13 protein-coding genes are annotated in these 12,570 nt (G+C 54.9%); 10 read left to right on the top strand and 3 right to left on the bottom strand.

Translation table 11 applies throughout. The annotated features are described in order from the left end of the window. Nucleotides 1-94: 94 nt before the first annotated feature. On the bottom strand, nucleotides 95-1,921 hold the full coding sequence (locus K239x_RS05755; protein WP_145416811.1) for a sigma 54-interacting transcriptional regulator: 1,827 nt from the start codon (nucleotides 1,919-1,921) through the stop codon (nucleotides 95-97). Between the two features lie 200 nt (nucleotides 1,922-2,121). On the opposite strand from K239x_RS05755, the gene K239x_RS05750 reads away from it, so the two are divergent. Continuing rightward, nucleotides 2,122-3,357 (top strand): DUF418 domain-containing protein, encoded by a 1,236-nt coding sequence (locus K239x_RS05750; RefSeq protein ID WP_145416809.1) that lies wholly within the window; start codon nucleotides 2,122-2,124, stop codon nucleotides 3,355-3,357. Nucleotides 3,358-3,559: 202 nt separating this feature from the next. Here K239x_RS05750 and K239x_RS05745 read toward each other — a convergent pair whose 3' ends face one another. Together K239x_RS05745 and aroH are read right to left on the bottom strand one after the other, a co-directional pair. Continuing rightward, the gene (locus tag K239x_RS05745) at nucleotides 3,560-4,507 is read right to left on the bottom strand and encodes a hypothetical protein (RefSeq protein WP_145416807.1); all 948 of its coding nucleotides are present in this window, start codon (nucleotides 4,505-4,507) and stop codon (nucleotides 3,560-3,562) included. A 5-nt stretch (nucleotides 4,508-4,512) separates the two neighbouring features. Continuing rightward, nucleotides 4,513-4,938 (bottom strand): chorismate mutase, encoded by a 426-nt coding sequence (gene aroH, locus K239x_RS05740; protein ID WP_145416805.1) that lies wholly within the window; start codon nucleotides 4,936-4,938, stop codon nucleotides 4,513-4,515. Between the two features lie 396 nt (nucleotides 4,939-5,334). Here aroH and K239x_RS05735 point away from each other — a divergent pair, with 396 nt between their 5' ends. From K239x_RS05735 to K239x_RS05695, 9 genes are all read left to right on the top strand, one after another. Next, nucleotides 5,335-5,586, top strand: coding sequence for a hypothetical protein (locus tag K239x_RS05735; protein ID WP_145416803.1), 252 nt, complete (start codon nucleotides 5,335-5,337; stop codon nucleotides 5,584-5,586). A 275-nt stretch (nucleotides 5,587-5,861) separates the two neighbouring features. Next, nucleotides 5,862-6,791 carry a flotillin-like protein FloA gene (gene floA / locus K239x_RS05730; RefSeq protein WP_145422201.1) on the top strand — a complete coding sequence of 310 codons (930 nt, stop codon included), beginning with the start codon at nucleotides 5,862-5,864 and terminating at the stop codon, nucleotides 6,789-6,791. 15 nt (nucleotides 6,792-6,806) lie between these two features. Beyond that, on the top strand, nucleotides 6,807-7,670 hold the full coding sequence (locus K239x_RS05725; protein ID WP_419189720.1) for an alpha/beta hydrolase family protein: 864 nt from the start codon (nucleotides 6,807-6,809) through the stop codon (nucleotides 7,668-7,670). Between the two features lie 145 nt (nucleotides 7,671-7,815). Continuing rightward, nucleotides 7,816-8,301: a TadE/TadG family type IV pilus assembly protein gene (locus tag K239x_RS05720; protein WP_419189719.1), complete on the top strand. Its 486-nt coding sequence runs from the start codon at nucleotides 7,816-7,818 to the stop codon at nucleotides 8,299-8,301. Between the two features lie 50 nt (nucleotides 8,302-8,351). Beyond that, entirely contained in the window at nucleotides 8,352-9,461 is a 1,110-nt protein-coding gene (locus K239x_RS05715; RefSeq protein ID WP_419189718.1) for a vWA domain-containing protein, read from the top strand. Nucleotides 9,462-9,500: 39 nt separating this feature from the next. Then, complete coding sequence (locus tag K239x_RS05710; protein ID WP_145416801.1) at nucleotides 9,501-10,052, top strand: TadE/TadG family type IV pilus assembly protein; 552 nt, start codon at nucleotides 9,501-9,503, stop codon at nucleotides 10,050-10,052. Nucleotides 10,053-10,277: 225 nt separating this feature from the next. After that, complete coding sequence (locus K239x_RS05705; protein ID WP_419189717.1) at nucleotides 10,278-10,667, top strand: TadE family protein; 390 nt, start codon at nucleotides 10,278-10,280, stop codon at nucleotides 10,665-10,667. 63 nt (nucleotides 10,668-10,730) lie between these two features. Then, on the top strand, nucleotides 10,731-11,822 hold the full coding sequence (locus K239x_RS05700) for a vWA domain-containing protein (protein ID WP_145416797.1): 1,092 nt from the start codon (nucleotides 10,731-10,733) through the stop codon (nucleotides 11,820-11,822). A 129-nt stretch (nucleotides 11,823-11,951) separates the two neighbouring features. Beyond that, nucleotides 11,952-12,395 (top strand): TadE/TadG family type IV pilus assembly protein, encoded by a 444-nt coding sequence (locus tag K239x_RS05695; RefSeq protein ID WP_419189716.1) that lies wholly within the window; start codon nucleotides 11,952-11,954, stop codon nucleotides 12,393-12,395. Nucleotides 12,396-12,570 lie beyond the last annotated feature (175 nt).

Here is a 12,570-nt window from a genome sequence, read left to right as displayed (position 1 = left end):
TTACGATTGCCAACAACTGCAGTCAGCAGCGAACTGGTGTGAATCGCGGAACATGACGGTGTATCGCGGAAGACTGGCAATCGCTCAAGACTGGCTAACGCTGAATATCGTACTCGGAAATTTTGCGATAGGCGGTCGCACGACTGATGCCCAATAGCTTGGCGGCATCATGGACGCTCCCCGAAGTACGCCGGAGCGCTTTGTCGATCAGGCGTTTCTCCCATTCGTCAATCCGCAGCGTATCGAGTCGACTGAGACCGGCATCACGTAGTCCCAGATCCTCCGGCATTATTTCGGGATCGTCTGCCATGACGACGGCGCTGTCGATCACATTGCGCAGCTGACGAACATTGCCCGGCCAAGCGTAGTCGAGCAAGCGTTGGAGCGTGTCGTCGGACAGCCCCAACGATCCGCGCCCGTGCTGAACACGGAAATGATGCAGGAAGTGCTGAACCAACAATTCGATATCATCGCCCCGCTCACGAAGCGGCGGCACGACTAATTCAAACACGCTTAGTCGGTAAAAGAGATCCTCACGAAATTTTTTCTCGCGCACAAACTCTGCGAGATCCCGGTTGGTTGCCGCGATGACTCGTACATCCACCAAGACTTCTTCGGTCGCCCCGACGGGCAGAAACGGGTGGCCTTCGAGAATTCGGAGCAGCTTCGCTTGTCCTTCCAGAGTCAGCTCGCCGATTTCGTCCAGAAATAACGTGCCAGTATGTGCCTGTTGAAACCAGCCGATGTGATCGCTGTCGGCACCTGTGAACGATCCCTTCTTGTGCCCAAACAGTTGGCTTTCGATCAAGCTTTGCGGGATGGCTGCGCAGTTGACTGTCAGCATGGGCCGCATCGCGCGATTGCTTTGCCGATACACCGCGCGGGCAACAAGTTCTTTGCCCGAACCGCTTTCGCCACGGACCAGAACACTTCCGCTCGCTTGACCGACCCGGGCGATTTTTTCTTTCAGTTTGGCCATCGTCGCGCTTGAGCCAATCAATTCGTCCGTGTCGGCATTGCGCTGAGCGATGCGTTTGCTTTCTACTTTCAATGAATCTGACTTGAGAGCTCGCGACAGAGCGACCGCCAACAGTCGCCCCGCAGCAACCGCCAGTTCGAAGTCTGCTTCATTGAATGATGGCTCGCGTCGATACAAATGCAAAACGCCTAGATTGTTTTCTCCACTGTCCAACGGCACATAGATCGCGTCGGACCAGTGTTCACTATTGGCCAAATCCGAATCGCTATCGTCTTGCCTGGTTCGGTCTCCTGTCCAAATGGCTTCCCCTTTGCCGACCACTCGCCTGATGAGCGAGCGGCTAAGTTTGACCGCTTTGACTAAATCAGCCGGAACCACTTGATGCGGCTTGTACCGCCCATCGCCTGAGTCAAACGATAGCCCCACGGCGTCGGCGCCCGAACGATCTAGCAAAAGCCGCAGCACACTCTCGCTCACGTCATTGGCATCATCCGAACGCAACAAACTGAGGCTTAGCGAATAGAGATCCAACAAGTGCCCCGTGTCTGAAAGATGCCCCAGCGGATCCAGGTCTTGATCGGGTTCGCGGTCCGCTGCAACACCTTGAATGACCGTTCGGTTTGACTCGTCATCACTGTCGGGATCTACCTCCGGTTCGATCAATCGCAATTCCGTGCTACCGATTCGCAACACTGCCTGATCCAGCATGCGTGCGTGCTGTGCCTTCTGCCCGTTGACGAATGTCCCATTACTGCTGCTGGTGTCACGTAAATGCCAATTGCCGTCCTCGAAATACACGACGGCATGGAACCGAGAGCTGATCGGATCCGAAAGCATGATTTCGCACGTCGACCCACGACCGATGTGCATCGGACGTTCTGGGTCGAGCGGAAAGTGTTTTCCCTTCTCCGGACCTGATTGGACCGTCAAGTAGGTGACCATAGGAGATAAGCTGTGTCTAAAATCGAGATAGGGTACAGGCCGTTATTTAAGGAACAATTCGGCTGTCTGTCTCATTTTAGGGCGCCGAGCGAGTTAGCGGGTGCGCGCCGAGAAATTTTTAAGCGCCCCCCTCCCAGTCCGCTTCGGTCCTACGAACCTGCCCTCGCAATTCCAACCTCAGCCATATCGCGATCCGAACGTTGCATCCCCCCCAATCGACAAACCCGCCCCACGGTCCCGCGGATCGATTGCTGACGCTTGATGCGGTCCGCGGTTTTGCATTGCTAGGCATTCTGGTGATGAACATCCAGGCTTTTTCGATGATCGGGGCTGCCTACCTGAATCCTGTCGCAACGCCGGAACTAGCCGCTCAGATGACTGGGCTGAACTACGTCGTCTGGTACATCGGACATGTATTCTTCGATGCAAAATTCATGTCTCAGTTTTCGATTCTGTTTGGCGCAGGAATCTTGCTGATGGCACAGCGATGTGAAGCGACCGGGCGCAGTCCTGCTGGCGTCCACTATCGGCGGCTACTTGGTCTTTTGGTGTTCGGGCTGATTCACGCCTATTTTTTTTGGTCCGGCGACATTCTGGTGACATACGCCCTGTGCGGCGCCGTGCTGTACCCGTTCTGGCGTTGCCGCAATCGGGTGCGTCTCGCCACGGCAGGTTGCCTGTTCTTAATGGGAAGCTTGATCATTTCTCTCACAGGTTTGTCGATGCCCTACTGGCCGGAATCCGAACTGATCTCAATGAAGCAGGAGATGTGGCAACCCAGTACAGAAATGGTAGACGCCGAGATCGAAGCCTACTCCGGCCCTTGGTGGAACCAATTCTTGGACCGCGCAAGAATGACGTTCGAGTTCCAAATCGTGGGCATCCCCATGCTTCTGTTTTGGCAAGTCACCGCACTAATGTTGATTGGCATGACGCTTTTGGAAACGGGCGTCCTGACAGGAAAACTTTCCAAACGACTGTACGCGATCATCACACTGCTAGGCTTCGGCGTCGGGCTGCCCCTGGTCATTTGGGGCCTCCATCAAAACGAAAGCCACGACTGGGACATGCAGTACTCGATCTTACTCGGGACGCAGTTCAACTATTTCGGCAGCCTCCTGATGGCGATGGGCTACATCGGATTCTGGGGGCTCATTCTGAAGAGTGCCACCGGACAGAAACTGGGCCGTCTACTAGCGCCCGTGGGCCGAATGGCTCTGACCAACTACCTGATGCAAACACTGATTTGCACCACCATTTTCTACGGCCATGGCTTCGGATACTTCATGAGTATTCAACGGTCAGGACAAGCCCTGATTGTGGTTGCGATCTGGTGTTTTCAAATCGTTTTTTCACACTGTTGGCTGCAGCGACACCGATTTGGTCCGGCGGAATCAGTGTGGCGAGTGATGACCTACGGAAAACCAACGCGTTGACGTGGAAAAAACGGGGCATCAGTTTTCTGTGCAGAGTGCCCCACGGGAGATTGGGACGGCATGTCGAACGGGCACGCACATGAAACCCAACCGTAAGGAACTGCAGCTTGGTCACGTTGGAAACTGGGTTCGTTCATGCTATCGCATGGAGTTGAAAGCTACATTCGCGTGGTGGCGTTCGCTGCCGTGGCTCTGGAAATGATCAATCAAAATCCGTCAGATCGATGCCGACGTCAGCAGAAGGCTGCGCTTTGAGAGGCTGCAACTGCTTGCCAAGTTGCTTGAGCGCCATCGGCATCGCGACCGGATGGGCCACTTGATTTCGCCACCACTCATCAACGACTTTGGCGGCACCAATTTGCCCCACGCCCCAAAGACGCATGGCCGTCTCCGTGGCGTTTTGCGAAGAATTGATCAGTCCCAAATCGGCTGCGGCGGCCAGCGTGATGGAGATGGTTGCGATCGACCAAGGCAGCGAGGTAATTCCGTCGGTGGTGCGTTCAAGTGTGTGCGTGTCGATCGCCAACTGCGTAATCAGGTAAGCCAACCGCAGGACTTCGGGCACCGCGGGATCGACGTCCGTCAGCACCGCTTCGATCCAAATGCGGCTTGTTTCGGCATCGTAGCCTCCCGCTCCGCCACGCATCGGTTGCACCAGCAAAGCGTCGACGCGTCGTGGCCACCAATCGGTCGGCGGGCTATCGATCCAAATCAATTTTGCAATCGCGGCCAGCAAACCCGTGCCATAGGTTTCCCATTGATCTCGCATCGGACGACCACGCAACTGCAACTGGTCGGATAATTTAGGAAACCGTCCTTGAAAAGCCATTCGACTTTCGCCAAGCCGATTGACGATCACTCGAGCAATCTGTTCGACCTGGAGTTCGCTACACCCCGATGCGGTCAATGCTATTAAGCAGGCTTGCTCAGGCGGCGACTGATAAAGCGTTTCGGAAAGCAATCGCTGCCAAAACATTGAGATATCCAAAGACGCCGAAAGCAGCCGGTTGTTGATGTCCGAGATCGGCCCCGCCAAAGCTTGTTCGGTTTTTCGATCGTTGCAAACCGCCCCCGTCGCGACAGCATGCGCGGCATGGATCGCGCTGAGCGGCGAATCAGTTTGCCATCGAATCGAAACTTTGCCGGCCATCGGACCTATTCCTCCGCCAGATGATTGTGAATCCACTCTTCCAATTCAGCGAAATCAACCGGAGGCAGCTTCGAGAGGTCGGGCCGCAACTTGACGGCACCGTGCAAGTAAACGTGATTGATCTCTGCTTGCAACTTATCGGTGTTCCAGTGCAGCAGAACGCGAATGCACAGTGGCAGCGATTTTTCGACTGTAATCTCGTAGCCGCACAGCAAAGGAACTTCCAACCAACCAAGCTGTCGGGCGGCGACCGCCGGAAACTCGGCGGTCAGGTCTTTGGTGACGGTGAACGTGGCACTGGCGATGTCGACCGAATCGATGTCGTTGCGACGGATCATCAGCGCTAGCAATTGCCGCGTCGCCATCAAAATTTGGTCGCGGTCGTTTGCATCGACGGTAGTGGCACCGCGGACGCCTCGGCAAACGGTCATTCGACGATCTCTTTCAATTGAGCACTTTCACTAGAGCATTTTCATCAGATTCAATTCACCACCTCAGCCGAATCGCCTCGGTCGGTTTCACGCGAGCAAAAAAATGCCCGCCCGCGAGGGAATCAACCCCCGGCAATCAGCCATTTTTTGCATTTCGTGACAGGCACTCGGGTGTCCGCCTGCCACAGTCACACTCTCGTCATATTCCGTTCGCTGGCAAGCGATACTATAGAATACGATCGGCCCGGTCGATAATCCGTGCAAGCCGCCCAATTTGTCACTTCGATCAGATTCAATCGCATGGACATTCGGGCAGACCCAAAAATTCGTCGACAGACGTGCAAGCTTTTCGCATCTGCTTCCCGCTCGCTCTCGTTTTTAAGTGAACCGTCAATCATGGCCAACCATAGCCGACATCAAGAAAAAATCATCAAGAGCTACTACCAAAACCGCGATGCGATTGGCGTGCAGAAGGCTCAAGAAGCCGTTTCGGAGTTATTTTTGAGCGAAGGCAAGAAGCGAGTCCAAGTCTGGAAACGCCTTGTGGGCCATTTGGAAAAGGCTGGCATGAAACCGGCTCAAATCAAACATTTGCAAGAGAAAGACGATCCCAGTTTGGTCGCCGAGGCGATTGCCAAACTGGTCTAGAAGCACGTCGCAAAGTTTTACCGGTGATTCTCACGGCAGCTTGGGGCCCCTATCATGTGGGTTCTAAATCGATCCTGAATCAAGCTCACCCAGATTGCTTGGTGCCAGCCTTCGATTTGGTCGCATGTTCGTGTCTGCTTGCCTGAAGGATTTTCGCGATGCTGCCCGTCACAAACTCATTCGATTCGGTTTCCATCTTACCTTTGCAGATTGGTTATGACTCAATCTCGCTGGGTCTGATTGGTCAAGCCACCAGTCCTGCTGCCATCATCGCGATGGCCGTTGGTTTGCTGGTCGTATTCCTGATTGCGGTGCTCGGATTTTTCTTCGTTCGCTACGGTAAGCTCTGGTTCCAAGCCTACATGTCGGTTGCCGACGTTAGTTTGGTCAGCTTGATCCGAATGCACTTCACCAAAGTCAATCCAAATGTGATTGTGCAAGCCAAAGTCATGTCGGCGCAGGCCGGGTTGAACATCAGCCGCGCAAACGGAATCAGTACCGCACGCTTGGAAGCCCACTACTTGGCAGGCGGCAACGTGATGAATGTGATTCACGCGATTATCGCAGCCCACCGTGCAGAAATCCCCTTGGACTTTGATCAAGCGTCCGCGATCGACTTGGCAGGACGGGACGTTTTGGACGCTGTTCAAACCAGCGTCTATCCCAAAGTGATCGACTGTCCCGATCCGGCAAGAAGCGGCAAAACAACGCTGAGTGCGATCACAAAAAACGGGATCGAACTTCGTGTGCGTGCTCGCGTCACCGTCCGAACCAATATTGAACAGCTGATCGGTGGAGCCACCGAAGACACGATCATTGCTCGTGTCGGCGAGGCCATCATTAGCTCTATCGGTTCGGCCGATACTCACTTCAAGGTGCTGGAAAATCCTGACATGATCACGCGAGTCGTGCTTTCGCGTGGACTGGACGCTCAAACGGCGTTTGAGATCGTTTCGATTGACATCGGTGACATTGATGTCGGCGAAAACATTGGTGCTCGTTTGCAAAGCGATCAAGCGGAAGCCGACACACGAGTCGCACGGGCCAAAGCAGAACGTCGTCGGGCCGAAGCGATCGCCGAAGAACAAAAGATGAAAGCCAAAGTCGCTGAGAACAAATCCCAACTGGTGCTTGCCGAAGCCGAGGTGCCAATGGCGATGGCCGAAGCGTTCAAGGCTGGACGTATCAACGCTCCCGATGCGTAGCTCGATTTCTTGGCCGTGACACGTAAATCTTATCGCGTAAAGTTTCTTGGCGGCGATGGTTCGTCAATGCTCGCCGGCATCATCGATCGTCCGGAAAACTCATCAGCCGCCAATTCCCCTGCCAATCTTCCGGTCGACCATCGACCGTCAGGCGAGGTGGAAAACTGGCCCGTGGTTGTGTTCAGCCACTGCTTTACTTGCAACAAAGATCTGAAGTCAACAGTTCGCATCGCGCGGGCGTTGGCAGATCGCGGTATTGCTGTGCTGCGGTTTGACATGACAGGGCTGGGCGGCAGCCAAGGCGACTTTTCTCAGTCCAATTTTTCGACCAACCTAGCTGATCTTTCGGCCGCGATTCGTTTTGCAACCGATGAACTGGGACCTGTCGGCGGTTTACTGGGGCACAGTTTCGGCGGCGCTGCCTCTTTGGCGATCGCGTCGCAAGCTTCGAGTGACGGTCTGCAACCAATTCGCGCCGTCGTATCTTTGGCTGCACCAAGCGACACCACTCACTTAGCGGATCTACTGTCTTCCATGAATCCCGCGATTCAGCGTGAGGGATTCGGAAAGGTGACAATCGGCGGCTTGGAGTGGACGATTCGGCGCGAGATGCTCGATGACTTTCGCAATCATGATCTGCCCAAACGCATCAGCGAGATCAACTGCCCAGTGCTGCTGCTGCATTCGCCAGTCGACAAAACTGTCCGTTTCGACCACGCGTTGCGGATCATGAGTCTGATTAATTCTAGCAGCTCACTCGAAGCGTCAGTCAGCCTAGCCTCTCTGAGCGAGGCTGATCATTTGCTGGCAGGAAATCCAGCGGACATCCAGTATGTGGCATCACTGGCAAGTGCATTCTTTCGTCGTTTCTGTGCGTGAAGCAAAGCGGCGTGTGGACAATTGACGTGTTCGTCACGATTGCTCCAATCACCATGATCGGTCTAAGTTCCTCCGAAGTGAGGGCAATGACTGTTTCGTGCAGTCGTAAACCGCGCGACCCTGAGGATCGTGACATAGGTTTCCAGTGATCCATCTCTTAGAGTCTCCCCACTGGTATCCCATGCTCACCTACGGAAACCAAAACCGCCGCACTTTGCGAAACTCGGCTTCACAGCCTCCTACTTCGCGGCGTTCCGCTCGCATGGGCGCAGCCGTGGTTGAACTTGCCGTTTGCATTCCGATCCTGGTGATCGTCGTGGTCGCCACCACCGATGCGTGCACGATGTTTCATGTTCAGCAGAACCTGAAAGTGGCTGCTTACGAAGGTGCTCGCGTGGGGATCGTGCCGCAAGCCGAAGCCGAAAACGTCAGCTACCAGTGCGAATCACTGTTAGATGCCCAAGGTGTAAACGGCTTCAGCATCGCAATGGAGCCCAGTGACCCAGGCACGCTGAAAGCTGGCGACTATTTCACCGTCACAATCTCGGCGGACTTCAAAGACAACGCGTTAGTGGGCGGACTATTCGCAGACAAAACACTGACTCGATCGGTCACGCTCCGTGCGGAATAAGTTCCCCGCAAGTGCACGTGTGACTGATCCTTTTTTTCTGAGAAACCCCTATGCGAACTCATCCACGTTATCGCCGCGCAGCCACCATGGTTTTGGTCGCGGTTTTGCTTCCCGCTTTGTTCGCGCTGTCGGCTCTGGCCATCAACATCGCACACATGGAATCGGCAAGCACCGACATTCAAATTGCAGCTGACGCGGCCGTGCGCGCGGCAAGCCGCGAGTACGTTTTGACTGGCGACGAACAAAGCTCGCTTGCTGCGGCACGCGACCTGGCCGCTCGAAATCCAATCGGCAATTTTGTCTTGCCCGTCAATAGTGGCGATCTTGAATTCGGCATCAGCGATCGAGCATCCGCCAACACACCGTACACCTTCACGCCATCGGGAGCGGGAAATGCCGTCCGACTGACGACCAGAACCCTGGCGTCTCCGGGCGAGGGCATTGATCCGGTTTTTCCGTTCTTTGGTTCGGCATTTCAAATTGGTCCCACCAAGTCAGCCGTCAGCACCCAAGGGGTCATCGACATTGCCTTGGTAATCGACCGCAGTGGATCGATGGCCTACAGCGCATCGGAAGTTGCCGAGTACCCGCCGGCTCCCGCGTCGGCGCCACCGGGCTGGGACTTTGGTGATCCTGTTCCTCAAAACGCACGATGGTTGGACCTGATCGCATCGACCCAAGTCTTTATCAACGAACTCAATGATTCCCCGGTTCAGGAATTTCTGTCACTGACGATCTACGACCACGAAAGTTACACGCCCGTTCAGCTTTCGACGGACTACGACGCCGTCAAAACCAAACTGATCAACATCTCGTCCAGCTACGAAGCTGGCGGCACCAACATCGGCGGCGGAATGTACCAAGGACGTTCTGCGCTGCTGAACACGACCTACAGCCGTTCGCATGCCTCGAAAGTCATCGTGTTGATGACCGATGGTGTTCACAACTATGGAACGCATCCGATGTCTGCAGCTTACTCCGTGGCCAATTCTGGAATCACCTTGTTTGCGATTACGTTCAGCGATGAAGCCGACCAGTATTTGATGCAAGACGTTGCCGATCGTTGCGGCGGCCAGCACTACCACGCCGTCACAGCGACTCAGCTCCAAGAAGCCTTCCGATCGATCGCCCGTAGCCTTCCGACGATGCTGACCAAGTAGATCCCCACCAAGCCACGCAGCGTGAGACCGAGAGATAGCATGACACGACCTTTTCAAAAACGACGCGGAACCACAGCAGTGGAGTTTGCAATGGCGCTCCCTGTCTTGGTGCTCTTGATCTTTGGCGGCATCGAACTTTCGCGGGTTGCCATGCTCCGACACACTGCCAATCGAGCAGCTTACATCGCGGCGCGTGACGGAATTGTCCCGGGTGCGGAAGCTTCACAAGTCATTCTAAACGCTCAAAACCATTTGGACGTGATCGGTGTCAAGGATGCCGTAATCTCCATCAATCCGGCCACCATTGATGATTCCACCAAATCGGTCGAAGTCACGGTGACGTTTCCCGTCGCGAGCAACTCACTTGTCATTCCAAATTTTGCATCCGGCGATGTGGTCGGGAAAGCGCGTCTGATGACCGAACGATCAGGGTCGCAGATGTCGGCGAACTTGCCTGAGCCTCCTCCCCCGCCGCCGCCACCTCCACCGCCGCCCTCTGATGACGATGGTGACGACGACGATGGTGATGGAGGTGATGACGACGAGCCGTCTGAACCTCCTCCTCCCCCACCACCGCCACCAATGCTGTAGAAGCCCATGCTTCACACGCTTGCGGGGTCGGCACCCAACTGGAGAGCACCGGTATTTTCGTCATCTCCGGAACCCTCCTGTCGGAAAATGCAATTGGATCTTGGTGCAATGCGGCAAACCACCGACCAAGCCCTGGACATGACCTAGCTTTGGAAAAGTTCTTTCTTTTCCACGTCAATCCGATGGTCAAAAACCGTGCGCCACGCTGCTCAACAGAAACGCAATTTGCAACGAAGAAAACGCCGAGCAGTCGCCGTCGTTGAACTCGCGGTTTGCTTGCCGGTTCTGGCAATTGTCACGATGGCCACCATCGAAGCGTGCGCGATGTTGCATCTTCAGCAAAATGCAGCCGTGACGGCCTACGAAGGAGCACGTATCGGAATCTTGCCGGGAACCGACCAGAACTTGGTTATCCAGCAATGCCAAATGCTGTTGGACGATCGCGGGATCGAAAACTACAGCATCGCCATGAACCCTGCTGATCCAACATCCATGGTGCCGGGTGAACTGTTTACCGTCACGGTTGACGTCAACTGCGCTGACAACGCCGTCTTCGGTGGCTTTCTGTACGAAGGCAAACAACTCTCCGAATCCGTTGTAATGCGAGCTGAATAAGCCTGCCGTTTCGCCAGCCAACTAACCACCTTTTCGCTTGCCCCCTTTTATCGAGGCACTCCTATGAACCGATCCATTCCAAACCGTCGCGGATCGACCATGGTTTTCGTGGTGATTATGCTGCCCATCATTTTTGCCCTGGCAGGAATGGCGGTCAACTATTCGTACATTCAAGTCTGCAAAACCAAAATGCAGATTGTCGCGGATGCCTCAGTTCGTGCGGCAGGACGCGAATACGTCGACTCAGGTGACCGAGACTTAGCTTTAGCAGCAGCTCAAAACATGTCCAACCTTAACCCCGTGGGAACCACCACCATCGCATTGTCATCAGGCGACTTGGAGTTTGGATCCAGTTACAAATTCGGCTCCAACCAAAAGTACTCTTTTAATCCAACAACCGGACAGGGCAACGCGGTTCGGTTGACGACCAATACATTTGCCGGCGGTGGCGGTGACGCGCCGATTCCATTCTTTGCGGTGTTGGGTTCCAACTTTGAAATCCGCCCCACTCTGACAGCCACCAATACTCAATCCACTTTGGATGTTGCATTGGTTGTCGATCGCAGCGGATCGATGCGATCACCTGCTGATCCAGCCGAAGCCCAAATCCCCGGTTCCGAACCCGACGATGTCCCTCTCAATTCGCGATGGCTGGACCTGGTCGATGCGGTCGACATCTTCCTGAACGAACTGAATTCGTCCGCCAGTACGGAGAAAGCCTCCTTGGTGAGCTACTCCGACAATGCGTCCGACGATGTCAATCTGAGTTCGAATTATTCTGCGATCCGCAGTCAAATGGATGCATTTTCGGATTCCTTCCCAGGCGGATACACCAACATTCACGAAGGAATCATGTTCGGAATTAACTCGGTCACCAAGAGCGGTTATAGCCGCAGTTGGGCGACACGGGCGATCGTATTGATGAGCGATGGAAACGCGACTGCCGGTGACGATCCACTATTGGCCGCTGCACAAGCCGCTTCGCTTGAGATCCCCATCTACACGGTGAGTTTTTCTCAAGAAGCGGACCAAATTTTAATGGAACAAATCGCTGCAGACACAGGCGGTCGACACTTTCATGCCGACACGGGCGCGCAGCTTGAAGACGCGTTCCGCAGTATCGCCCAAGCCATTCCTTCGCTGTTGACGCAGTAAGAAAACGGCAGCTATCGACACTCTTTCTTGACACCACCCACCCACTGACGAATCATGTTCCGACCCTCAACTATCAGGCGTTCAACGATTGGCGGCCACACAAAAAGTCGCCGGCCAAGCGACTGCCGTGTGAGCGATCGCCGCGTTAAGGAACGACGCGGGGCGGCCATGGTCGAATTTGCCGTTGCAGCAACCGTCTTGATGATGATTTTGTTTGCGATGATCGAATTTGTCAGACTGAGCATCGTCGCGCACACGGTGGAGGACGCATCTTATGCAGGTGCGCGCACGGCAATTATTTATGGAGCGACGACTGCCGAAGTCCAAGCTGCCGTGGAAAACCAACTCGCTATCTTCGACGTCAATGACGCCGACATCACGGTTTCGCCCAACCCGCTCAGTGACGACACCGGGATGGTAACCGTCACCGTCAGTGCAGCCATGTCGGACAATTCTTGGATCACACCCACGTTCTTTACCGGGACCGTTTCGGGCCAAACCCGTATGCTGGCGGAACGTTCCGCCGAAGAAATGCGATCTGCCGCGGCTGCCGCTAGCGGATCAAGCTCTTGATCACCGTCGCGGCAATGTGACGCAAATTGGTTCGCCCTGCCGTTCACTTCTCCCGGCTGTCGCAAATGTCAGCATCGCCGATTGTTGCAGCCCAAGCAGCCGGCCCATTCAGCCTCCTGGGATCTTTTGTTCGTGCAGGCACGACGGCCCAAGCATTCTTTGACGTCGCGAAAGG

The sequence above is a fragment of the Stieleria marina genome (genome assembly GCA_007741555.1).
Taxonomy (GTDB): Bacteria; Planctomycetota; Planctomycetia; order Pirellulales; family Pirellulaceae; genus K23-9.
Note: the sequence above shows the minus strand (reverse complement) of the source record. Positions and strands in the feature narration are given on the sequence as shown.